Consider the following 22,957-nt stretch of genomic DNA (forward strand, 5'->3'; position numbering starts at 1 on the left):
GAATTTTTGTGAAAACTACACAATTGTATTCCTTTTATAAAAGAAAAGTGTTATAGTATTTTCGATTAGTAGGAATGAAATACATCAGATGTCTGATGTCAAAAGAGTTGGTGGTGTCTTCATATGACTATTAAATCAGATAATCGGCATCTGTATCTTCAGGTCATAGATCGTCTGAAGAAAGATATCGAAAAAGGCGTTTATAAGGAAAAAGAACGCTTACCCTCGGAATTTGAACTTTCGAGGCAGCTGGGTATCAGCAGAGCTACATTAAGAGAAGCATTGAGAATTCTGGAGGAAGAAAACAGAATTGTCAGACGTCATGGTGTAGGGACGTTTGTAAATGCAAAACCATTATTTTCATCAGGGATTGAACAGTTGTACAGTGTAACTGATATGATCCGTATGGCAGGGATGGAACCGGGAACAGTATTCTTGAGTTCGTCATTACACCAGCCCACTGATGAAGATATGAACCGCTTCAACTGTTCGCCGGATGATGACATGACGATCATTGAACGGGTCAGAACAGCAAATGGGGACCCGGTGGTTTATTGCGTTGATAAAATACCTGCAGATCTGATGCCTGCTTCATTTACACATCAGGACAGATCGATCTTCTCTCTGCTTGAGGAAAATGGGGGTATGTACATATCTTATGCGGTTACCCACATTGAACCTGCAGGCTATCACGAGAAAGTATCTCCTATTCTGGGATGTGAACCAGAAACTGCTTTACTCGTTTTAAAGCAGCTTCATTATGATGACAAAGATCAGCCTATTTTATATTCTCTGAATTATTTTAAAGCTGATCGATTCAGTTTTCATGTTGTACGTAAGCGTGTTTAATGCATTTATGCATTCCTACTAATACACGAAAAATTTTTAGGGGGTAACAAAATGAAAAAGCGTAAGTACGGAGTAGCACTTTCTATGATTCTTGCAGCAGGTACTGTTCTTGCAGCGTGTGGAAGCGATGAAGCTGACACAGGTACAGATGAGGGCAATGGCGGCGGAGAAGGCACTGAAGAAACAAGTGACTTCAAAGTAGCAATGGTAACTGATACTGGCGGTGTTGATGATAAGTCATTCAACCAGTCAGCATGGGAAGGTCTTCAGCAGTTCGGTGCTGATAATGGTCTTGAAGAAGGTACAGATGGTTATACTTACTTCCAGTCTAATAACGATGCAGACTATGTAACAAACATGAACACAGCAGTACGTAATGACTTCAACCTTGTTTTTGGTGTTGGTTTCCTTTTAAATCAGGCATTAACAGAGGTAGCAAGCCAAAACGCTGATACAAACTTCGCTCTGATTGATGATGTATCTGAAGGCGATAATGTAGCTTCAATTACTTTTAAAGAGCATGAAGGTTCTTTCCTTGTTGGTGTTGCAGCAGGTCTTGCAACTGAATCTGACCAGATCGGATTTGTAGGCGGAGTTGAATCTGACCTGATTAACAAATTCGCAGCAGGTTTCCAGGCTGGTGTTGAAGCAGTTAATCCGGATGCAGATGTTCAGATTGAATTCGCTGGTGACTTCAATGATGCAGCGCGTGGTCAGCAGATTGCGGCATCAATGTACGGTTCAGGCGTTGACGTAATCTATCACGCAGCAGGCGGAACTGGTAACGGCGTATTCACAGAAGCGAAAAACCTTAAGCAACAGGATCCGGATCGTCAGGTTTGGGTAATTGGAGTTGACCGTGACCAGTGGGAAGAAGGTCAGGTTGGAGAAGACAATGTAACACTTACTTCAATGGTTAAGCGTGTTGACGTTGCTGTTCAGGATATCTCAAAACGTGCTATGGATGGCGAGTTCCCTGGCGGAGAAGTAATTGAGTACGGTATTCAGGAAGAAGGTATTGCGATCGCTGAAAGCCAGGACAACCTGTCACAGGAAATCCTTGATGAGATTGCAAACTACCAGCAGCAAATCGTTGATGGTGAAATCGAAGTACCGTCTACACTTGAGTAATAACAAATGCATAGGGAATGGAGGGGCTGTTTCAGTCCTGAAATTCCCTTTTTTTTTGCAAGAATGTTAACTGAATAAGGGAAATTTTCTTCCTTCTTCATTTAGCATTTTTCAGGAAAGGTCTGGTAAAAGAAGTCAGACCTCATTCAACCTACCACCGCATGATAAATAAAGGAGTGATAACGGATGGATTATGTAATAGAGATGCTCGACATCCGAAAAGAGTTTCCGGGAATAGTCGCAAATGATAATATCACGCTTCAATTGAAGAAGGGTGAAATTCATGCGCTATTAGGGGAAAACGGGGCAGGAAAGTCAACGTTAATGAATGTTCTGTTTGGACTGTACCAGCCAGAGAAGGGTGAAATCAAAGTACGCGGCAAGGAAGTGAAGATTACGAGTCCCAACGTTGCAAATGATCTTGGGATCGGGATGGTTCACCAGCACTTTATGCTTGTAGACACGTTTACCGTAACTGAAAATATCGTTCTTGGTCTTGAACCGAAAAAAGGCTTGAATATTGATATGAAAAAAGCTGAAAAGGAAGTTCAGGAAATTTCAGACCGTTACGGGTTAAAGGTAGATCCAAAAGCAAAGATTGCTGATATTTCTGTAGGAATGCAGCAGCGTGTTGAAATCTTAAAAACGTTATACCGCGGTGCGGAAATTCTGATCTTCGATGAGCCTACAGCAGTACTGACACCTCAGGAGATTAAAGAATTAATTCAGATTTTCAGAACACTGATTGCTGAAGGGAAATCTATTATTCTGATTACACATAAACTGAAAGAGATTATTGAGGTATGTGACCGCGTGACAGTCATCCGTAAAGGAGTTGGGATTGATACGCTTGATGTAGAAGGAACAACGCCGGATCAGCTCGCAAGTCTGATGGTAGGAAGAGAAGTTACATTTAAAACGGATAAAACGGACTCTAATCCTGCACACAATGTGCTTGAAATCTCCAAATTAAATGTGAAAGATTCACGTGGCGTCAATGCTGTGAAAAACCTCGACCTGACAGTCAGAGCAGGGGAAATTGTCGGCATTGCAGGAGTTGATGGTAACGGCCAGTCTGAACTGATCGAAGCCATTACAGGACTCAGAAAGATTTCGTCCGGAACCATTAAGCTAAATGATCAGGACTTATCTTCATATAAAACAAGAAAAATCACTGAAGCGGGCGTTGGGCATATTCCTCAGGACAGACATAAGCACGGGCTTGTCCTCGATTTTCCAATCGGAGATAATATGGTCCTTCAGACGTACTATCACAAACCATATTCAAAATACAGCCTGCTGAATAACAAAGAAATTAACAAACAGGCTAAAAAACTGATTCAGGAATTTGATGTCCGTACACCTTCTGAAACTACTCCGGCACGTGCACTTTCAGGTGGTAACCAGCAAAAGGCAATCATCGGCCGTGAAGTTGACCGTGATCCGGATCTTCTGATTGCTGCGCAGCCGACGCGTGGACTTGATGTAGGGGCAATTGAATTTATTCATAAACGCCTGATTGAACAGCGTGATAATGGGAAAGCAGTTCTGCTCGTATCATTTGAACTTGAAGAAATTATTAATGTAAGTGACCGTATCGCAGTCATTTATGATGGAAGTATTATTGAAATTGTTGATCCTAAAACGACAACCGAGCAGGAGCTTGGGTTACTGATGGCAGGGTCTAAGAATAAGGCGGGTGAAGCAGAGAATGTTTAATCAATTCAGCAGATGGCAGAAGATTCTGATTCCTGTTATCTCAGTTGTTCTCGGTTTACTGGTTGGAGCCATTGTTATGCTGGTTTCAGGCTATAATCCGATAGAGGGATACTCAGCACTTCTTGCCGGCTCCCTGGGAGAAGGTTTTTATATCGGTGAAACAATCAGACAGATTACACCTTATATATTTGCGGGTCTTGCAGTGGCGTTTGCTTTCCGCACAGGGCTGTTTAACATTGGTGTAGAAGGTCAGCTTTTAGTAGGCTGGGTTGCTTCTGTCTGGGTAGGGCTGGCATTTGATCTGCCGAAAATCATCCACCTGCCAATGGCGATTTTAGCCGGTGCTGTGGCTGGTGCGCTGTGGGCTTTTGTTCCCGGTCTTTTAAAAGCAAGGCTGCGTGTTCACGAAGTAATTGTGACAATCATGATGAACTATATTGCACTTCACTTATGTAACTACCTTGTGCGTTATGTCATTTCAGATCAGCAGAATACGACAGACCGCGTGCCTGAGTCAGCTTCACTTAAGTCTCCATTCTTTGAAACACTGACTGAATTTTCTACAATGCATTACGGTATATTCCTGGCACTTGCAGCAGCCATTATTTACTTTGTTGTTCTCGAAAAGACAACAACCGGCTTCGAGCTGCGTTCAGTAGGGTTTAACCAGCATGCTTCAGAGTATGCAGGTATGAATGTTAACCGCAATATTATTCTTTCAATGGTCATTTCAGGGGCTTTTGCCGGCCTTGGAGGCGCTATGGAAGGACTCGGAACATTCGGATACGGATTCATCCATGGTGCATTCTCAGGAGTAGGATTTGATGGAATCGCCGTTGCACTTCTTGGTGGAAATGTTGCTATTGGTGTTATCCTGGCAGCTGCATTATTTGGAATCCTGAAACAGGGTGCCCTGATCATGCCGCTCCAATCGGGCGTACCAACTGAATTGGTTGAAATTGTTATAGCCATTATCATTTTCTTTGTTGCATCCAGCTACATTATTGCGTATCTGCTGCAGCGTCTCAAAAAGGGGGCAAAATAAATGGATGTTTTATCAGCAATTGAAATTTTAGTTAAATCCATGCTATTTGCATCAGCCCCGCTAATCTTTACAGCTATAGGCGGTGTCTTCTCTGAGCGGTCTGGTGTTGTTAATATCGGTCTTGAAGGATTAATGGTGATTGGTGCTTTTGCTGCTGTTGTATTCAATATTACATTCGCTTCAGCTATGGGAGGATGGACACCATGGGTTGCGCTGATCGTTGCAATGGTCATTGGCGGTTTATTCTCGCTGCTGCACGCTGTAGCCTCAATCTCATTCCGGGCTGATCAGGTTGTCAGTGGGGTTGCAATCAACTTCCTTGCCCTGGGCCTGGGTGTTTATCTGATAAAAGACTGGTACGGTGCAGGACAGACGCCGAAGATTCCAGAGCCTTTGTATTATGAAAGAATACCATTACTTTATGATATTCCCGTAATCGGTCCAATTTTCTTTAACAACTATGTGACGTCTTATCTTGCAATTTTTGTTGCAATTGGTGCGTGGTTTGTATTATTTAAAACGCCATTCGGTCTCCGTTTACGCTCAGTAGGTGAGCATCCGATGGCTGCAGATACAATGGGTATTAACGTATACAGAATGCGTTACATTGCTGTATTCCTGTCAGGTATCTTTGGTGGACTCGGCGGTGGTGTGTATGCACAGACCATCACACAGGATTTCAGCGCAGGTACCATTACAGGACAGGGCTTTATCGCACTGGCTGCCGTTATTTTCGGTAAATGGCATCCACTTGGTGCTATGGGTGCTGCAATGTTCTTCGGGCTTGCTCAATCCCTTGCAATCATTGGATCAAGCTTTCCGTTACTTGCGGACGTGCCAAACTGGATCCTATTATCAGCGCCTTATATTCTGACAATCCTTGCACTTGCAGGATTCATCGGACGGGCTGATGCACCAAAATCAATCGGTAAGCCTTATATCAAAGGAAGCAGATAAATATTGAAACCGTCTGAGCAATTGTCAGACGGTTTTTTTATTCTAGTCATAAATGCTTGTTGTACAAGTATCATCAAATGTATAGTGAGTATAGAGAATATAAATACTATAAAGCGATCATGAATCCGGGAGGAACCTTTATGCATTTAGACGAACATAAAATTCAACAAAACGGCTTAAACATAAGAATGGTAAAAACAAAAAAATTTAAAACGAATCAATTTGTTTTTAAGTTCAAATCGCTTTTATCCAAAGAGGCAGTCACTGCAAGAGCGCTGCTGCCTTACGTTCTTCAGAGCAGTACTGCCAAATGGCCGACAACTGCTTTATTCAGAAGTCATCTTGACGATTTATATGGTGCAAGTGCCTCTGTTGATGTAAATAAAAAGGGTGAATATCATATTTTGACTTTTGCTGTTGACGTGCCGAATGAAAAGTATCTTCAGGATAAAACGCCTCTATCTGAAAAAGCCATGGATGTGTTAAATGAAATGATCTTCCACCCTCTGCTTGAAAATGGTGTGTTCAGCGAAAAAGTGGTTGAGGCGGAAAAACGTACGCTGAAACAGAAGCTGAAGGCTGTAAAAGATGATAAAATGCGCTATGCATCTCAGCGTCTTGTAGAAGAGATGTGCAGTGAAGAAGCGTATTCCCTGCATCCTAACGGAATCGAATCAGAATTAGAAAGCGTTACACCGGAAAGTCTATATCAGACTTATGAGCAGATGATTCAACATGATGAAGTTGACTTGTATATCGTTGGAGATATAGAAGTTGAGCAGATGGCGTCCCTGTGCAGTGATAAATTTACATTGAGTGAACGTGGAAATATTTATGCTGATCATCATCAGATTCAAGTGGATGAGTCTAAGAAGATAGTGGAAACTCAGCATATTAAACAGGGTAAGCTGAATATCGGGTACCGATCACAAACTGTGTATGGTGATCCTGACTATCTACCGATGGCTGTTATGAACGGGATTCTGGGAGGATTTCCGCATTCAAAGCTATTTATTAATGTCCGTGAAAAAGCAAGCCTTGCTTACTATGCTGCAAGCCGTCTTGAAAGTCATAAAGGGCTGATTGTAATTATGTCAGGCGTTGATCCAGGTAAAATTGATCAGGCTGAGGAAATTATTGAAAAACAGCTGGAAGCAATTAAAAACGGAGAAATCTCTGAACAGGAACTCAGTCAGACTAAAGCAGTTATGACAAACCAGATGCTTGAAACACTGGACTCTCCGAGGGGCATTGTTGAGGTGCTCTATCAGGGGGAGACTGCGGGAATTCCTGTGCATATCAATGAATGGTTTAAAGGGATTGAGCAGGTGTCCAAAGAGCACGTGATAAAAGCAGCTAATAAGCTGATTAAAGATACAACGTATGTGTTAACTGCAAAGGAGGTGGCTGAAAGTGCGTAAAAAAGTATTTTCTCAGCTTGAAGAAGAAATTTATATGGAAACAATGGATAACGGTTTACAGGTGTGCATTTTACCAAAGAAAGATTTTAATAAAACGTTCGCCACCTTTACAACAAAGTATGGTTCAATAGATAACCGGTTCATTCCGCTTGGTGAAGACGATTTTACACAAGTGCCGGATGGTGTAGCACATTTCCTTGAACATAAAATGTTTGAAAAAGAAGATGGAGATGTTTTTCAGAAATTCAGCATGAACGGTGCTTCTGCAAATGCATTTACTTCATTTACCCGCACAGCGTATTTATTTTCAAGCACCTCAAATTTCAGTGAAAATCTGGACGTCCTGATTGATTTTGTGCAGGCACCTTATTTTACTGAAGAGACTGTTGAAAAAGAAAAAGGGATTATTGGTCAGGAAATTACAATGTATGATGACAATGCAGATTGGCGCCTGTATTTTGGAGCGATTGAAAACATGTTTAAAAATCATCCGGTTAAGGTGGATATAGCGGGAACCGTTGAATCCATTTCATCAATCACAAAAGATCACCTTTATGAGTGCTATCATACTTTTTATCATCCATCGAATATGATGCTGTTTATTGTGGGGTCTGTTGAACCTGAAGACGTGATGAATCACATCAGGCAAAATCAGCAGGAAAAACATTTCGAGCCTGAAGAGAAAATCGCGAGGAAGTTTGAAGATGAGCCTGAAGAAGTGAACAGAGCCCATCACGAGCTTCATATGGACGTTCAGGTGGCAAAGTGTATGGTTGGGATCAAGTCTGCTGAAAAAGACATCAGCGGTCTGCAGTTAATGAAAAAAGAGCTTGCTGTTAATACAGCGCTTGATGTATTGTTCGGAAAAACGTCAGACCATTATACCTCCTTATACGATCAAGGATTGATTGATGACCACTTTTCATATGATTTCACTCAGGAAAACAATTTCGGATTTGCATTAATCGGCAGTAACACATCCAATCCGGAAAAGCTGTCTGAGCGGATCAAACAGATTATTTTAAAGGAAGTGCAATCGCCTTCTATTACTGAAGATCAGCTTCAGTCTGTGAAGAAGAAAAATATCGGCGGTTTTCTCCGGTCACTGAATTCACCTGAGTTTATAGCGAATCAATTTACGCGGTATGCATTTAACGGGATGGACCTGTTTGAAGCGGTACCGGTTCTTGAAACCATTACACTGGAAGACGTGCACGAAGCATTTTCTTCCCTTGTAAAAGAAGACAGAATGACAAGCTTCTACATCCTGCCTAAAGTCAATGGGTAAGACGGCATTAGTACTCGGCAGCAGTGGGGGGATCGGATTCGAAGTGTGTAAAAAACTTATCCTTTCAGGTCATACTGTGATTGCCCAGTATCAATCCAATAGTCAAAAGGTTCAGGATCTATACGAGTATACTGAAAGAAGAGATCAGCTGATTCCGCTTCAGATGGATCTGACAAACAGCCAGCAGGTTGATCAGGTCACCAGCAGTCTTATACAGCCGGATATTTTCATTCATGCAGGCGGTCATCATTATGAAGGTTTATTTGAAGAAACGCCTGATGAAGAGATGGAGAAGCTCTGGAAAGTTCATTTGTATCAGCCCGGCAGAATGCTTCGCAGGCTGATACCTGGAATGCGGCGTAAGCAGGGAGCGTCTATCGTGTTTGTCACTTCAATCTGGGGTGAAACCGGCGCTTCTTATGAGGTCATGTATTCAGCAGTTAAGGGAGCCCAGATTTCTTTTGTCAAAGCACTTGGGAAAGAGCTTGCGCCAAATGGAATCAGAGTGAATGCGGTAGCACCAGGTGCAGTTAGTACTGCGATGACAGCCCATTACGATGAAGATGTAAAAGCAGGAATTGAAGACGAAATCCCTGCAGGAAGATTTGCCCGTCCGGAGGAAATTGCTGATGCGGTGGTGTTTTTAACAGGAGAGCAATCTACATATATTCATGCACAGGTGCTCTCTGTCAATGGTGGATGGTACAGCTGAAGGGGCATATTTTTTTCTCTATTGTTCATACTAGTGATGAGCCGTATAAGGTTCATGATTAAAGGAGGAGAAAACATGTCGATTCTGGATAACTGGCAGCAGTGGAAAGACTTTCTTGGAGACAAGGTAATTGCAGCACAAAAGCAGGGTATGGATAAAGAAAAGATGTCAGAAGTAGCATTTCAGATTGGAGATTACTTAGCTAAAAACGTCGATCCAAAAAATGAACAGGAAAGAGTGCTGGCAGATTTGTGGAAAGCAGCTGATGAAAAAGAACAGCACGTTCTTGCAAATCTGATGATTCGTCTATCAGGCGGATCAGTCAATCATTAAAGCTGAAAATTGCCCCCTCAGATCGTTGAGGAGGCAATTTTCTACTTATTTCGATCCATTTTTTGTTTTTCCTTTTCTATTCCATTCAAATGCTTTATTATTAACCTTATAGATATGAAAGTTATGATATTAAGGAGCTGACACCATGGAGAAAAAGGAATGGTATCTGGAGTATGAAATTCAAAAAAACCGTCCTGGTCTGCTTGGTGATATTTCATCTCTGCTTGGTATGCTTTCGATCAATATCGTTACAATTAACGGTGTGGATGAAGGACGAAGAGGGATGCTCCTGCTTGCCAGGAGTGATGAACAAATTGTCAGACTCGAATTAATCCTCCGTACAATGGATACAATCCAGATGACAAAGCTCAGAGAACCTAAACTTCGTGACAGAATGGCTGTCCGTCATGGCCGGTATATTCAAAGAGATGCCGATGATAAAAAAACATTCAGGTTTATCCGCGATGAACTGGGTCTTCTTGTTGATTTTATGGCAGAACTCTATAAGCAGGACGGTCACAAACTGATTGGCATCCGTGGATTACCACGCGTCGGTAAAACCGAATCAATCGTTGCAGCGAGCGTATGCGCGAATAAGAAATGGCTGTTTGTTTCATCCACTTTATTAAAACAGACAGTGCGTGATAAATTAATACCTGATGAGTATAATGAAAATAATTTATTTATTATAGACGGGGTCGTGTCAACTCAGCGTTCTTCTGATAAGCACTGGCAGCTTGTGAGGGAGATCATGAGGATGCCATCAATCAAAGTGATTGAACATCCGGATATTTTTGTTGAGAACACGGAATATTCTATTGATGATTTTGATTATATTATTGAACTCCGACATGATCCGGATGAAGAAATTACATATGATATGCTGCATAAAAACACAATGTTCAGCGGATCTGATTTTGGGGAATTTGACTTTTAAGTATTGGCAGGTGTAAACATTGACAGAACTAGGTAGCCGTCTGAAAGAAGCCAGAGAAGCGAAAGGCTACTCACTCGAAGAGCTTCAAGGTTTAACTAAAATTCAAAAGCGATATCTCCGCGGTATTGAAGAAGGGGATTATTCAATGATGCCCGGTGCATTTTACATCAGGGCATTTATCAAGCAGTATGCTGAGGCAGTAGATCTTAATGTGGAGGAATTGTTTGAAACGTATGCATCGGACATTCCTTCAAATCAGGATGATCAGATACCTTCTCAGCTTTCAAGGGTAAAAACAAGAGGAAGTAAAAACACTTCAACAGCATTCAGGTTCATACCTACAGCAGTCATGGTCATATTCGTAATCGGGATTGTTGCGCTGGCATGGATTCTGGTTCAGTCATTTATGTCTGCTGACAGTGACGAGCCGCAGGGAAATGAAGAGGTTCAGCAGGAGGAATCAGTGTCGCTTGATCAATCAGATGAACCTGCTGAGGAAGAAGGAAGCGAAGAAGCAAATCCTGAAGAATCCAATGAAGAACCTGCTGAAGAAGAGCAGCCTGAATCTGAACCGGCTGAAGAGCCTGCTGATGAAGAACTGGCAATTGAAACTACCGGCACTGAAGGGGATACAACAAATTACCAGATTACCTCTTCTGAAGAGCTGACAGTAACCATTAATTCTGAATCCACATGGGTTGGTATTACAGATCAGTCCGGCAATCAGCTTGTAGATCAAATGCTGTCTGGAAGTGAAGAGCTCACTTTTGATGCCACTGAACTGGATTGGTTCAGAATACGGGTAGGAAGTGCACCGGGCACAACGGTATCGATCAATGGAGAACAGGTGGACTTTGGTTCTTCTGACATCATTACACAGAATATGATTTTCGAAGTTCAAAGCCCTTCATAATGTTAAAAATAGTCATCCTGTGTGATGACTATTTTTTTGATCAGGGTTTACATAGATGAGTGTGAAGGTTATTAATTAATATAAATAAAATTAAGATTTAAAGGAGCAATTATATGAATGTACCTAATAAGATTACAATTTCAAGGATTTTTCTGATCCCGTTATTTATGGTGATCATGCTGGTTGATTTCAACTGGGGAGAGATTACACTGCTTGGCGCTGATATGCCTGTTGCTCACCTGGTAGGAGCTTTAATCTTTATATTTGCAGCAACAACTGACTGGGTGGATGGTTACTACGCAAGGAGGTACAATCAGGTTACAAACCTGGGTAAATTCCTTGACCCGCTTGCAGATAAGCTGCTGGTGTCAGCTGCATTAATTATTTTGGTGGAAATGCAAATGGCGCCATCATGGATTGTGATCATTATTATTTCAAGAGAGTTTGCAATTACTGGTCTCAGACTGGTGCTGGCGGGAACCGGAGAAGTACATGCTGCTGCAATGCTTGGTAAAATCAAAATGTGGATGCAGATTGTAGCGATATCGGCTTTACTGCTTCATAACATTTTCTTCACAATGTTCAGTATCCCGTTCGACATGATTGCGTTATATATCGCAGCATTTTTCACTGTATGGTCAGGCGTTGACTACTTTATTAAAAACTGGGGAGCTTTTAAAGACTCCAAATAAGGAGATGGTGATATGAATGCAGAAATTATTGCCGTAGGCTCTGAATTACTGCTTGGCCAGATTGCTAATACAAATGCTCAATTTATCTCTGCAAGGCTTGCAGAGTCAGGAATTAATGTATATTACCATAATGTAGTAGGTGACAATGAAGAGCGGCTTCTTCAAACAATCTCGACTGCCGAAAAAAGGTCTGATCTCATCATTATTACTGGTGGTCTGGGACCAACGAAAGACGATTTAACAAAGGAAACTGCAGCCAGACATCTGAGCTGCAGTCTTTCTTATGACATGGAATCCCTGAAAGCCATTGAACAGTATTTTCTTCAAACTGGAACTGAGATGACCGAGAACAATAAAAAGCAGGCACTGGTACTCGAAGACAGTACTGTATTCTTTAATTTTCATGGCATGGCTCCCGGTATGCTGAAAAGTGCTGAGGGCACAACCTATCTGCTGCTCCCGAGTCCTCCGAGGGAAATGAAGCCGATGCTTGTGAATCAGGTGCTTCCTTATATAAACGATCAAAAAACTGAAAACAATTCGATTCATTCAAGAGTGATGCGTTTCTTTGGAATAGGAGAGGCGGATCTCGAGTCACGCATTGAGGATATCCTCAGTGAACAAACAAATCCGACGATTGCGCCGCTTGCTGAGGACGGGGAAGTTACGCTCCGCATTACCGCGGGAAGCAGTGATCTGAAAGAAGCGGAATCTCTTGTAAATCATATGGTAACAGTGATTGAAGACAGAGTCGGTCAGTATTGTTATGGGTACGACCAGAACAATCTCCTTCAAAAAATCTCACTGCTTTTAGAGCAGAAGGGATTGTCAATTGCATCAGCTGAAAGCCTGACCGGCGGATTATTTTCATCTGAGATCGCCTCCATTCCGGGTGCAAGCCATTATCTTTCAGGAGGAATAACGGTCTACTCAAATAAAGCGAAACAGGCTGTGCTGGGAGTGCCTGAAGATCTGCTCGAGCAATATGGGGCATTCAGCTGTGAATGTGCCGAGAGTATGGCACAACAGGTCCGTATAAAATTTGACAGCCATATTGGCATCAGTTTTACTGGTGTTGCTGGTCCCGGAGATTATAACGGTATTCCTGAGGGAACGGTGTGGATCGGCGTGTCAGTAAAAGAAGGTATCGTCTCTTCCTTTAAGGTAACGCTGAAGGGTGATCGGAATTTCAAAAGGATCAGAGCTGTAAAACACGGGATGTATGCTTTAATACAATTGATTGAAAAAAACGCCGGACCGTTAGTAAAGCAGGATTCTTAAATTGATCAATCAAAATCAATGGATTTAAAAGATGGGTTTATCTGCAGATTCACGCTTTTACTAATGAAACTATGATGAAAATGACCTTTTAAAAAAATACGAATAAATGTTCGGTTTTTGCTTGTTATCTGTTCCGAAAAAGAGTATAGTAGAGTTAGGTTATGAGACGTCACTGAGACGTCTATATTAAAGGAGGAATTAATGTGAGTGATCGTCAGGCAGCGCTGGATATGGCGCTTAAACAAATAGAAAAACAGTTCGGTAAAGGTTCAATTATGAAGCTTGGAGAACAGACTGACAGAAGAGTCAATACTGTATCAAGCGGATCTGTCTCACTGGATGCAGCGCTTGGAGTAGGCGGTTATCCAAGAGGTCGAGTAATCGAAATCTATGGCCCTGAAAGCTCAGGTAAAACGACTGTAGCCCTTCATGCAATTGCAGAGGTTCAGGCAAATGGCGGTCAGGCTGCATTTATTGATGCCGAGCACGCGCTTGACCCTGTATATGCTCAAAAGCTGGGTGTAAATATTGATGAACTTCTTTTATCTCAGCCGGATACAGGAGAACAGGCTCTTGAGATTGCAGAAGCGTTAGTACGAAGCGGAGCAGTTGAAATTGTCATTGTTGACTCTGTAGCAGCACTTGTACCAAAAGCGGAAATTGAGGGTGAAATGGGTGATTCCCATGTCGGACTTCAGGCCCGTTTAATGTCTCAGGCACTCAGAAAGCTTTCCGGTGCCATCAGTAAATCAAACACAATCGCAATTTTCATTAACCAGATTCGTGAAAAAGTCGGTGTCATGTTCGGAAGCCCTGAAACAACACCTGGCGGACGTGCACTGAAGTTCTACTCTTCTGTCCGTCTGGATGTGCGCCGTGCTGAAACGCTTAAGCAGGGTAACGATATGGTAGGTAATAAAACACGTATCAAAGTAGTGAAAAATAAAGTTGCACCTCCGTTCCGTATTGCAGAAGTTGATATTATGTATGGTGAAGGTATTTCCAAAGAGGGAGAAATCATCGACCTCGGAGCGGAAGCAGATATCGTGCAAAAGAGTGGTTCATGGTACTCCTATGAGGGTGAACGTCTGGGACAGGGAAGAGAAAATGCTAAGCAGTTCCTGAAAGAAAATACGGATCTCCGTCAGCAGATTCTTCTGAAAATCCGTGAGCATTACGGCATGGATCAGACTCATGCTGCACCTGAAAATGAACAAAACGAAGCTGAGGCGGAAGAATTTAATCTGTTAGAAGATAAGTAATATTGTAAAAAAGAGGCAGGAAAATCATTCCTGTCTCTTTTATTATGAAATGTTATGAGGCAGATTATTCTAGGTTACTTGACAATGAAAAAATGCAGACTTAAAATTAAGATTGTATATTTTTCAATTTTTCTAATTGATAAGTAAATGTCATGAAGTCTTCCAAGTGTCATTTGGAGGATCCTGAAAAGACAAAGTGTGAAAAGAAATAGCAAGAGGAGGTGAATACGATGGAATCATTCGAAATCATCTCCATTTTGGTTGGCATTATCGTCGGTGTGGTTGTTGGTTATTTGATACACAAATTCATGATGGACGCTAAAGTCGGCGGTGCAAAAGGTACTGTTGAACAAATCCTGGCAAATGGGAAGCGTGAAGCAGAGGCACTGAAGAAAGAAGCGCTGCTAGAAGCAAAAGATGAAAATCATAAGCTTCGTTCAGAAATGGAAGCAGAACTTCGTGAACGCAGAAATGAGCTGCAAAAGCAGGAAAATCGCCTGATGCAGCGGGAAGAAAACCTGGATCGTAAAGATGACTCGCTCAATAAGCGGGAATCAATGCAGGAGCGTAAAGATCAATCCCTGCATGAAAGACAACAACATATTGAAGAGATGGAAAGCAAAGTGGAGGAGATGGTTCAAAAGCAAGAACTCGAACTTGAACGTGTATCTGGACTGACGCGTGAAGAAGCGAAAGCAATTATACTGGATCAGGTTGAGAAAGAACTGTCACAGGACATTGCAATTATGGTGAAAGAGCAGGAAAACCGTGCAAAAGAAGAATCAGAGAAGAAAGCAAGAGAATTGTTATCTCTCGCAATTCAGAGATGCGCGGCAGACCATGTAGCTGAAACCACTGTTTCTGTCGTTAACCTGCCGAATGATGAAATGAAAGGACGCATCATCGGAAGGGAAGGGCGAAACATCAGAACGTTGGAAACGCTGACAGGAATCGATTTAATTATCGATGATACGCCAGAAGCAGTAATTCTCTCAGGATTTGATCCGATTAGAAGAGAGACAGCACGTATTGCGCTTGAAAAGCTTGTACAGGATGGGCGCATTCACCCTGCACGGATTGAGGAAATGGTTGATAAGGCACGTCGTGAAGTAGATGAGCACATTCGTGAAATTGGTGAACAGACTACATTCGATGTAGGCGTTCACGGTCTTCACCCGGATCTTATAAAGATTCTAGGAAGATTGAAATACCGTACAAGCTACGGTCAGAATGTGCTGAAGCATTCTACAGAGGTTGCTTATCTATCAGGATTACTTGCAGCTGAGCTTGGTGAAGACGTTGCGCTTGCGAGAAGAGCAGGGCTGCTCCACGATATCGGTAAGGCAATTGACCATGAAGTGGAAGGAAGTCATGTTGAAATCGGTGTAGAGCTTGCAACGAAATACAAAGAGCATCCGGTAGTCATTAACAGTATTGCTTCTCATCATGGTGATTATGAAGCAACTTCAGTGATTGCTGTCCTGGTTGCAGCAGCTGATGCATTATCAGCAGCAAGACCTGGTGCCCGAAGTGAAACACTTGAAAACTATATCAGAAGACTTGAGCGTCTTGAAGAGATCTCTGAAGGATATGAAGGTGTAGAAAAATCATTTGCAATACAGGCCGGAAGAGAAATCCGTATTATGGTTCGACCTGAGCAGATTGATGACCTCACAGCTCACAGACTTGCGCGGGATATCCGCAAACAGATCGAAGAAGAGCTGAATTATCCGGGTCACATAAAAGTAACAGTGATCAGAGAAACAAGAGCGGTCGAATACGCAAAATAATAAAGCGAGCGATGTGCCTTAGGGTACATCGCTTTTATATTGAACTTTCAAATTTTAATGGTCGCTGATCAAGTTGAAAGTGCAATCTATTCATGCTAAAGTTTGAACAATAAACATCAGTAGAAAGAGGACTAAAATGAAAATACTTTTTATTGGAGATGTAGTTGGATCTCCCGGAAGAGAAATGGTTGAGGAATACCTGCCAAAGCTTAAACAAAAACACGAGCCGGATGCCGTTATCGTAAACGGTGAGAACGCCGCTTCGGGCAGGGGCATTACGCAGAAAATATACGAGCAGCTGCTTCATGCAGGAGCAGATATGATCACACTTGGTAATCATACATGGGATAATAAAGATCTGTTTAACTTTATAGATAAGGCAGATCAGTTAGTCAGACCTTTAAACTACCCAAAAGGTACTCCGGGCAAAGGTATCCGATATTTTCAGGCTGGCAGCGCTGAAGTTGCGGTAGTAAACGCTCTTGGCCGAACGTTTATGAACCCGGTGGATGATCCATTTCCTGCTGTCAGACAGGCTGTCACGGAAGCAAAAAGACAGACCCCATTTGTTTTTGTTGATTTCCATGCTGAAGCAACAAGTGAAAAACAGGCAATGGGCTGGTATCTTGACGGGAAAGCTTCTGCTGTGGTTGGCACACATACACACGTGCAGACTGCTGATAACAGAATACTTCCTGAAGGAACGGCTTATTTATCAGACGTTGGTATGACCGGGCCATACGATGCCATTTTAGGTATGGAAAGAGAAGCGGTATTAAAAAGGTTCATTACGGGATTACCTTCAAGGTTTGAAGTGCCTAAATCCGGACGCGCTATATTAAGTGCCTGCCTGATCACATTGGACCGTAAAACAGGTAAGGCTGATTCAATAGAGCGAATCTTAATTAATGAAGACCACCCTTTTTAAAACCTTACTGTAATCACCCTGCATAACTTCAGCCTAAAACGAATATAGTGAATGGACACTAGCACATGTTAGCGGTTGAAGAAGGGGGATCTGCAGTTGAATGTATTAAAAGTATCGTCAAAATCTAATCCAAATTCAGTGGCAGGTGCATTAGCAGGTGTACTAAGAGAAAAAGGATTTGTAGAAGTACAGGCAATTGGAGCCGGGGCGCTTAATCAGGCTGTGAAAGCAGTCGCAATATCAAGAGGTTTTGTCGCACCATCAGGAATAGATCTGATTTGCATTCCTGCATTTACTGATATTCAGATCGAAGGGGAAGAAAGAACGGCCATTAAGCTGATTATTGAACCGAGGTAAAGTAAAGCCGCTGCGTAAGCAGTGGCTTTTTTATATACAACGCTTTATTAAAGGCCGTTGTTGTTTTTGCACAGCTGGTGATTGAAGCGTAAGGGGCGGCTCGCAGGAAGGGACGTGTGAGACCTGGCATGGCAAACCTGCGGGCTCACCGCCCGGCCGTGGAAAGCGTCCCCCTCTCGCTGCAATCAACAGCCAACTTTAACAAATTTATATACAATAAAAATATTATGTAAACTTATTTTCATTCTAAGGACTGAATTTCAAAGATGTCCCCCCAAAAAGGTGTGTCTCACTTGTAAACGTGATAAAATGATCAATGATGAATTTAGACATATTGCGCAGTTGAAGGAGAGATAGAGAATGAAACAGCAGCTTTCCTGGAAAGTTGGCGGTCAGCAGGGGGAAGGGATCGAAAGTACCGGAGAGATCTTTTCAATGGCGATGAACCGTCTGGGTTATTTTTTATATGGATACAGGCACTTTTCTTCCAGAATTAAAGGTGGACATACTAATAATAAAATCAGAGTAAGCACGACCAGAGTCAGAGCGGTAGAAGACCGTCTGGATATATTAGTAGCGTTTGATCAGGAAACGATTGATGTGAATTATCACGAAATGGGTTCAGACGGTATCATTGTTGCTGATGCTAAGTTTAAACCTGTAAACCCTGAAGATTGTCAGGCGGAACTGATTATCGTGCCGTTTACAGAAATTGCTTCAGAATTGGGAACATCCTTAATGAAGAATATGGTGGCAATCGGTGCAACCTGTGCAATCATGGATCTTCCGACGCAGGTATTTACTAATGTGCTGCAGGAAACCTTTAAACGTAAAGGGGAAGTAGTCGTTCAGAAAAACATGGAGGCAATTGAAGCGGGTTTTAAAGCAGCTTCAGAGCTTCTTGCGGACAAGTTGGGCTCACATAAACTATCGGAAGCTGATGGCATTCAGCGCATGTATATGATTGGCAATGATGCAATTGCGCTCGGCGCAATTGCAGCAGGAGTCAGGTTCATGGCAGCGTATCCAATTACACCGGCTTCAGAAATTATGGAATACTTAATTAAAAAACTACCTGCATTAGGCGGTGCAGTTATACAGACAGAAGATGAAATTGCAGCAGCCACTATGGCCATCGGCTCAAATTATGCAGGCGTCCGGTCGTTTACAGCCTCTGCTGGTCCTGGTTTATCTCTGATGATGGAATCGATCGGATTGTCAGGTATGACTGAACAGCCGCTGGTGATTGTAGACACTCAGCGTGGCGGACCTTCAACAGGACTCCCTACGAAGCAGGAACAGTCGGATCTGATGCAGATGATCTATGGTTCACATGGTGATATCCCTAAAATTGTCCTTGCGCCAAGTACAGCTGAAGAGGCATTTTATGACACGATTGATGCTTTTAATCTTGCTGAACAATATCAGTGTCCTGTTATTGTTCTTTCAGACTTGCAGCTTTCGCTTGGTAAGCAGTCAGTTGATCCATTGAATTATGCTAAGGTTCAGGTGGGAAGAGGAAAGCTTGTTGCTGAAGAAACAGAGCTTGATGAACTTGAACCAAAACAGTATTTCAAGCGGTATGAAGTGACAGAGGATGGTGTATCAAAGCGTGTGCTGCCAGGGATGAAAAATGGGATTCACCATGTAACAGGTGTTGAACATGATGAGACCGGCAAGCCTTCAGAGTCTTCACTGAACCGGCAGATGCAGATGGATAAGCGGATGAGAAAGCTTGAGAATGTCTCACTTCATAAATCGGTTGATATAGACAACGCAAAGCACGGCGAATCTGATGTATTACTCATTGGATTTAACTCAACCCGTGGAGCATTGGAAGAGGCGCAGGAAAGACTCGAAGCTCAAGGGTTAAAAGTGAATCATGCACATATCAGACTGCTGCATCCATTCCCGGCTGAGAAACTGGCACCGTTAATGGAAAATACGAAAAAAGTAGTAGTGGCAGAACATAATGCGACCGGCCAGCTGGCATCATTGATAAAAATGAATGTTGGAATGGCTTCTAAGATTCATAGTCTGAAAAAATATGACGGTACGCCGTTTCTGCCTTCAGAGGTTGAGTTGTTAACGAAGGAGCTGATTTAATTGGTTACATTCAAAGATTTCAGAAATAATGTAAAGCCTAACTGGTGTCCGGGATGTGGGGATTTCTCGGTTCAGGCAGCGATCCAGCGTGCCTCAGCCAATATTGGATTAACACCTGAAAATCTGGCAGTCGTTTCAGGTATCGGCTGTTCAGGAAGAATTTCAGGCTATATAAATTCATATGGATTCCACAGTATTCATGGACGTGCCCTGCCTCTGGCACAAGGTGTTAAGATGGCAAACAGAGATCTGACTGTCATTGCCTCAGGCGGTGATGGAGACGGTTTCGCCATTGGTCTTGGTCATACGATTCATGCAATCAGAAGAAACATTGATATGACATATATTGTAATGGATAATCAGATTTATGGTTTAACAAAAGGCCAGACTTCTCCAAGATCTTCAGCAGGATTCAAAACAAAATCTACTCCCAAAGGGGCAATTGAGCCATCCATTAACCCGATGGAAATGGCATTAACCTCGGGAGCTACTTTTGTCGCACAGGGCTTTTCTTCAGATCTGAAAGAATTAACAAGTCTGATTGAGCAGGGATTAAATCATAAAGGTTTTTCTTTAATTAACGTTTTCAGTCCGTGCGTTACTTATAATAAGGTAAACACTTATGACTGGTTTAAAGAAAATCTGGTAAAGCTATCAGAAATGGAAGGCTATGACGCTCAAAACAAAGAAGCTGCGATGCAGACACTGATGAAGCATGACGGCCTTGTTACAGGGCTGATCTATCAGGATTTAGAGCAGCCATCTTATCAGGAGCTGATTGATGGGTATGATGAAGCACCACTTAGCAGACAGAACCTGAAGCTTGATGAAGATTACTTTAATACCCTCGTTAAAGAATTTATGTAAAGCGAGCGCACGTGATTACCGCGTGCGCTTTTCTGCTGAACACGTTGTAATTGAGTCAATTTATCGACATCAGCAGCGGGTATGTTGTCAGTATGCAAATTAGCATTTATACTTGTATAATATGGGGTTTTCATGCCCTCATACGATGCACTGATTATATCCGGTAAGAAAGAAAGGGGACATTAAGATGAATGAAGAGCAGCGCCTTGCAGGTCAAGATGCCACTCAGACATCTCAGGGACAGAAGAAAGAAAAAGATTACAGTCAATACTTTCAAACTGTCTACAGCCCGCCATCCTTAAAAGATGCAAAAAGACGCGGTAAAGAAGATGTGAATTATCATGAAGATTTTAAAATAGATCCATCATTACAGGGAATGGGTAATGGACGGAAATTTTATATACGGACATACGGATGCCAGATGAATGAGCACGATACTGAAGTGATGGCAGGGATTTTTCTGCAGCTTGGCTATGAGCCGACTGATACAACGGAGGATGCAGATGTCATTCTGTTAAATACATGTGCCATTCGCGAAAATGCTGAAAACAAGGTATTTGGCGAGATTGGTCACCTGAAGCCGTTAAAGCTTGAAAAGCCTGACCTCCTGATTGGCGTTTGCGGTTGTATGTCCCAGGAAGAATCAGTCGTAAATAAAATACTTAAAACACATCCTCATATTGATATGATCTTTGGTACACATAACATACACAGGCTGCCTAACATTCTGAGTGAAGCTTATATGAGTAAGGAAATGGTCATTGAAGTGTGGTCTAAAGAAGGGGACGTCATTGAAAACCTTCCTAAAGTGAGAAAAGGTGCCATTAAAGGCTGGGTCAATATTATGTATGGGTGTGATAAATTCTGTACCTACTGCATCGTTCCTTATACAAGAGGAAAAGAGCGAAGCAGACGTCCTGAAGATATTATTCAGGAAGTAAGACACCTTGCTGCTCAGGGCTACCAGGAAATCACCCTGCTCGGTCAGAATGTGAACGCTTATGGTAAAGATTTAAAGGATATGAACTATGGTCTCGGTCAGTTAATGGATGAACTCCGTAAAATTGATATTCCGAGAATACGTTTTACAACAAGCCATCCAAGAGACTTTGATGATTACTTAATCGAAGTACTGGCCAAGGGTGGAAACCTTGTAGAGCATATTCATCTGCCGGTACAACACGGATCTTCAGAGGTATTAAAGCTCATGGCCAGAAAGTACACACGTGAACAATTCCTTACATTAGTCGGTAAGATCAGAAAAGCAATTCCTAACGCTGTCTTAACAACAGATATTATTGTAGGTTTCCCGAATGAAACAGAGGAACAATTTGAAGAAACGCTTTCCCTTTACAAAGAAGTAGGGTTTGAAACAGCGTTTACTTATATTTATTCGCCGCGCGAGGGTACCCCGGCTGCGAAAATGCAAGATAATGTGCCGATGGAAGTGAAGAAAGAGCGATTGCAGCGTCTGAATAATCTTGTTAATGAAATGTCCCTTGCTGCAATGAAAAAGCTTGAGGGGCAGACAATGGAAGTACTAGTTGAAGGTGAAAGCCGCAAAAACGCTGAAGTGCTCTCAGGTTATACAAGAACGAGTAAACTGGTAAACTTTAAAGGACCCATGCATATTGTCGGAAAAAGAGTCATGGTCAAAATTACTGATGCTAGAACCTGGAGCCTGAATGGTGAACTGGTTGAAGCGGAAGAACCAGCAGGAGTGAATCGATAATGGAAAAGAAATATACAAAAAAAGAAATTATAGCACGGGCAAAGGAACTTGCACAAATGATTACAGAAACTGAAGAAGTCGACTTTTTCAAACGTGCCGAGGCTCAAATTCAGGAAAATCAGAAAATCAGAGAAAAAATTGCAAGCTTGAGAAGCCTTCAAAAACAGGCAGTTAACTTTCAGCACTACGGAAAGCATGAAGCACTGAAGATGATCGAAGCAAAAATTGAAAAAGTCGAAAACGAAATTGACGAAATTCCAATTGTTCAGGAATTCAAACAGTCACAGACTGAAGTAAATGACCTTCTACAGATGGTAGCCAACACTGTATCAAATACTGTCACTGATGAAATTATCCGTCAGACTGGCGGAGACGTCATGAAAGGTGAAACTGGTGCTCAGGTGAAAAACACATCCGGCGGCAGTTGCTCTTAAAATGATTTAGAAAGATCCGGTATTAACCCGGATCTTTTTTAATGCTTATGTTCTGAAAATTGACAATGATCTCAATATTTGATAAAAATAATGTACGGCTCAAATTAAGAGCTTAATATTTTTTAGTAAAATGAAAGCGATTACATAAAAGGGGGATAGAGAGAAATTCAGTAAAGATATCATGAACAATAGGGGGAAATATA

The 22,957-nt window shown here is 42.1% G+C and carries 21 protein-coding genes; all 21 read left to right on the forward strand.

Annotated features, from left to right (window positions below):
* Positions 1 to 123 precede the first annotated feature (123 nt).
* The 21 genes from UFB30_RS06010 to UFB30_RS06110 all read left to right on the forward strand — a co-directional run bounded on the left by UFB30_RS06010 (position 124) and on the right by UFB30_RS06110 (position 22,754).
* Positions 124 to 849, forward strand: a complete 726-nt coding sequence (locus tag UFB30_RS06010; protein WP_322420784.1) for a GntR family transcriptional regulator — start codon at positions 124 to 126, stop codon at positions 847 to 849.
* Positions 850 to 900: 51 nt separating this feature from the next.
* Entirely contained in the window at positions 901 to 1,980 is a 1,080-nt protein-coding gene (locus UFB30_RS06015) for a BMP family lipoprotein (protein WP_322420785.1), read from the forward strand.
* Between the two features lie 186 nt (positions 1,981 to 2,166).
* Positions 2,167 to 3,699, forward strand: coding sequence for an ABC transporter ATP-binding protein (locus tag UFB30_RS06020; protein ID WP_322420786.1), 1,533 nt, complete (start codon positions 2,167 to 2,169; stop codon positions 3,697 to 3,699).
* Entirely contained in the window at positions 3,692 to 4,744 is a 1,053-nt protein-coding gene (locus UFB30_RS06025) for an ABC transporter permease (protein ID WP_322420787.1), read from the forward strand. Before UFB30_RS06020 ends, UFB30_RS06025 begins: the two co-directional genes overlap by 8 nt.
* Positions 4,745 to 5,701 carry an ABC transporter permease gene (locus UFB30_RS06030; protein WP_322420788.1) on the forward strand — a complete coding sequence of 319 codons (957 nt, stop codon included), beginning with the start codon at positions 4,745 to 4,747 and terminating at the stop codon, positions 5,699 to 5,701.
* A gap of 140 nt (positions 5,702 to 5,841) precedes the next feature.
* Positions 5,842 to 7,122, forward strand: coding sequence for an EF-P 5-aminopentanol modification-associated protein YfmF (yfmF, locus tag UFB30_RS06035; RefSeq protein ID WP_322420789.1), 1,281 nt, complete (start codon positions 5,842 to 5,844; stop codon positions 7,120 to 7,122).
* Positions 7,115 to 8,410, forward strand: coding sequence for an EF-P 5-aminopentanol modification-associated protein YfmH (gene yfmH, locus UFB30_RS06040; RefSeq protein ID WP_322420790.1), 1,296 nt, complete (start codon positions 7,115 to 7,117; stop codon positions 8,408 to 8,410). The genes yfmF and yfmH overlap by 8 nt, the downstream gene beginning before the upstream one ends.
* The gene (gene ymfI, locus UFB30_RS06045; RefSeq protein ID WP_322420791.1) at positions 8,403 to 9,122 is read left to right on the forward strand and encodes an elongation factor P 5-aminopentanone reductase; all 720 of its coding nucleotides are present in this window, start codon (positions 8,403 to 8,405) and stop codon (positions 9,120 to 9,122) included. The genes yfmH and ymfI overlap by 8 nt, the downstream gene beginning before the upstream one ends.
* A 75-nt stretch (positions 9,123 to 9,197) precedes the next feature.
* The gene (locus UFB30_RS06050; RefSeq protein ID WP_322420792.1) at positions 9,198 to 9,455 is read left to right on the forward strand and encodes a DUF3243 domain-containing protein; all 258 of its coding nucleotides are present in this window, start codon (positions 9,198 to 9,200) and stop codon (positions 9,453 to 9,455) included.
* Positions 9,456 to 9,600: 145 nt separating this feature from the next.
* Positions 9,601 to 10,392 (forward strand): YmfK family protein, encoded by a 792-nt coding sequence (locus tag UFB30_RS06055; protein WP_322420793.1) that lies wholly within the window; start codon positions 9,601 to 9,603, stop codon positions 10,390 to 10,392.
* A gap of 19 nt (positions 10,393 to 10,411) precedes the next feature.
* Positions 10,412 to 11,305, forward strand: coding sequence for a helix-turn-helix domain-containing protein (locus tag UFB30_RS06060; protein ID WP_322420794.1), 894 nt, complete (start codon positions 10,412 to 10,414; stop codon positions 11,303 to 11,305).
* A 113-nt stretch (positions 11,306 to 11,418) separates the two neighbouring features.
* A complete protein-coding gene (gene pgsA / locus UFB30_RS06065) occupies positions 11,419 to 11,997 on the forward strand; it encodes a CDP-diacylglycerol--glycerol-3-phosphate 3-phosphatidyltransferase (RefSeq protein WP_322420795.1) in 579 nt (192 codons plus the stop codon).
* A 12-nt stretch (positions 11,998 to 12,009) separates the two neighbouring features.
* A complete protein-coding gene (locus tag UFB30_RS06070) occupies positions 12,010 to 13,278 on the forward strand; it encodes a competence/damage-inducible protein A (RefSeq protein WP_322420796.1) in 1,269 nt (422 codons plus the stop codon).
* Between the two features lie 203 nt (positions 13,279 to 13,481).
* Positions 13,482 to 14,540, forward strand: coding sequence for a recombinase RecA (gene recA / locus UFB30_RS06075; protein ID WP_322420797.1), 1,059 nt, complete (start codon positions 13,482 to 13,484; stop codon positions 14,538 to 14,540).
* A gap of 230 nt (positions 14,541 to 14,770) precedes the next feature.
* Positions 14,771 to 16,330 (forward strand): ribonuclease Y, encoded by a 1,560-nt coding sequence (gene rny / locus UFB30_RS06080; protein WP_322420798.1) that lies wholly within the window; start codon positions 14,771 to 14,773, stop codon positions 16,328 to 16,330.
* Positions 16,331 to 16,466: 136 nt separating this feature from the next.
* On the forward strand, positions 16,467 to 17,258 hold the full coding sequence (locus UFB30_RS06085) for a TIGR00282 family metallophosphoesterase (RefSeq protein ID WP_322420799.1): 792 nt from the start codon (positions 16,467 to 16,469) through the stop codon (positions 17,256 to 17,258).
* A gap of 96 nt (positions 17,259 to 17,354) precedes the next feature.
* Positions 17,355 to 17,615 (forward strand): stage V sporulation protein S, encoded by a 261-nt coding sequence (locus tag UFB30_RS06090; protein WP_041122465.1) that lies wholly within the window; start codon positions 17,355 to 17,357, stop codon positions 17,613 to 17,615.
* A gap of 360 nt (positions 17,616 to 17,975) precedes the next feature.
* Complete coding sequence (locus UFB30_RS06095; RefSeq protein ID WP_322420800.1) at positions 17,976 to 19,721, forward strand: 2-oxoacid:acceptor oxidoreductase subunit alpha; 1,746 nt, start codon at positions 17,976 to 17,978, stop codon at positions 19,719 to 19,721.
* Positions 19,722 to 20,588, forward strand: a complete 867-nt coding sequence (locus tag UFB30_RS06100) for a 2-oxoacid:ferredoxin oxidoreductase subunit beta (protein WP_322420801.1) — start codon at positions 19,722 to 19,724, stop codon at positions 20,586 to 20,588. It begins immediately after the preceding gene.
* A 187-nt stretch (positions 20,589 to 20,775) separates the two neighbouring features.
* Complete coding sequence (gene miaB, locus UFB30_RS06105) at positions 20,776 to 22,320, forward strand: tRNA (N6-isopentenyl adenosine(37)-C2)-methylthiotransferase MiaB (protein WP_322420802.1); 1,545 nt, start codon at positions 20,776 to 20,778, stop codon at positions 22,318 to 22,320.
* On the forward strand, positions 22,320 to 22,754 hold the full coding sequence (locus UFB30_RS06110; protein WP_322420803.1) for a YlbF/YmcA family competence regulator: 435 nt from the start codon (positions 22,320 to 22,322) through the stop codon (positions 22,752 to 22,754). Before miaB ends, UFB30_RS06110 begins: the two co-directional genes overlap by 1 nt.
* Positions 22,755 to 22,957: the final 203 nt, after the last annotated feature.

It is taken from the genome of Jeotgalibacillus haloalkalitolerans (assembly GCF_034427455.1).
In the GTDB taxonomy this organism is placed as follows: Bacteria; Bacillota; Bacilli; order Bacillales; family Jeotgalibacillaceae; genus Jeotgalibacillus; species Jeotgalibacillus haloalkalitolerans.

Excerpts from the sequence above, each read along its gene's own strand:
- UFB30_RS06010 (WP_322420784.1), top strand. The coding sequence starts at position 124 with ATGACTATTAAATCAGATAATCGGCATCTGTATCTTCAGGTCATAGAT.
- UFB30_RS06015 (WP_322420785.1), top strand. The coding sequence starts at position 901 with ATGAAAAAGCGTAAGTACGGAGTAGCACTTTCTATGATTCTTGCAGCA.
- UFB30_RS06020 (WP_322420786.1), top strand. The coding sequence starts at position 2,167 with ATGGATTATGTAATAGAGATGCTCGACATCCGAAAAGAGTTTCCGGGA.
- UFB30_RS06025 (WP_322420787.1), top strand. The coding sequence starts at position 3,692 with ATGTTTAATCAATTCAGCAGATGGCAGAAGATTCTGATTCCTGTTATC.
- UFB30_RS06030 (WP_322420788.1), top strand. The coding sequence starts at position 4,745 with ATGGATGTTTTATCAGCAATTGAAATTTTAGTTAAATCCATGCTATTT.
- yfmF (WP_322420789.1), top strand. The coding sequence starts at position 5,842 with ATGCATTTAGACGAACATAAAATTCAACAAAACGGCTTAAACATAAGA.
- ymfI (WP_322420791.1), top strand. The coding sequence starts at position 8,403 with ATGGGTAAGACGGCATTAGTACTCGGCAGCAGTGGGGGGATCGGATTC.
- UFB30_RS06050 (WP_322420792.1), top strand. The coding sequence starts at position 9,198 with ATGTCGATTCTGGATAACTGGCAGCAGTGGAAAGACTTTCTTGGAGAC.
- UFB30_RS06055 (WP_322420793.1), top strand. The coding sequence starts at position 9,601 with ATGGAGAAAAAGGAATGGTATCTGGAGTATGAAATTCAAAAAAACCGT.
- pgsA (WP_322420795.1), top strand. The coding sequence starts at position 11,419 with ATGAATGTACCTAATAAGATTACAATTTCAAGGATTTTTCTGATCCCG.
- UFB30_RS06070 (WP_322420796.1), top strand. The coding sequence starts at position 12,010 with ATGAATGCAGAAATTATTGCCGTAGGCTCTGAATTACTGCTTGGCCAG.
- rny (WP_322420798.1), top strand. The coding sequence starts at position 14,771 with ATGGAATCATTCGAAATCATCTCCATTTTGGTTGGCATTATCGTCGGT.
- UFB30_RS06085 (WP_322420799.1), top strand. The coding sequence starts at position 16,467 with ATGAAAATACTTTTTATTGGAGATGTAGTTGGATCTCCCGGAAGAGAA.
- UFB30_RS06095 (WP_322420800.1), top strand. The coding sequence starts at position 17,976 with ATGAAACAGCAGCTTTCCTGGAAAGTTGGCGGTCAGCAGGGGGAAGGG.
- miaB (WP_322420802.1), top strand. The coding sequence starts at position 20,776 with ATGAATGAAGAGCAGCGCCTTGCAGGTCAAGATGCCACTCAGACATCT.
- UFB30_RS06110 (WP_322420803.1), top strand. The coding sequence starts at position 22,320 with ATGGAAAAGAAATATACAAAAAAAGAAATTATAGCACGGGCAAAGGAA.